Raw genomic sequence first — 561 nt, 5'->3', positions numbered from 1 at the left:
CGACCCAACAACTTCACACACAAACACCCAGAGCCCAGCACCACCCGTGCTGCACTCTGGGTGTTTTTACATATACCCACCCCGCACTACAGACAGCGCAGTGCGAGAACAGAGAACAGCCGGTATGACTATGCCACTGCATAGTAGTTGGTGCACACTTACCTGTCCGCAATGCGGACAATAGAAACCAACACCGGGGGCGCGCTCTTCGAAAAGCAGCCCAACACACTCGCTGAGATAGTTGGTGTCCACCAACTTGTCCGCAATGCAGAGTCAGAATGTCTGCAATGCGGATTCAACGACACAACCGGCGTCACTATGCCACTGCATAGTGGATGCTGACTCGTCTCACTATGTCGCCACATAGTCGTTGGGGTATACCCATTAGTCCGCAATGCAGAGCGGGAGACCGAACGGGCTGCACTATGCCACTGCATAGTCGTTGGGATGTACCCATTATTCCGCAATGCGGAATCAGGAACAGTGCGGGCGTCACTATGCCACTGCATAGTCGTTGGTACACACCCAATAGTCCGCAATGCGGAGTCGGAATGTCTGCAA

It is taken from the genome of Corynebacterium sp. HMSC05C01 (assembly GCF_001807155.1).
In the GTDB taxonomy this organism is placed as follows: Bacteria; Actinomycetota; Actinomycetes; order Mycobacteriales; family Mycobacteriaceae; genus Corynebacterium; species Corynebacterium coyleae.
Note: the sequence above shows the minus strand (reverse complement) of the source record.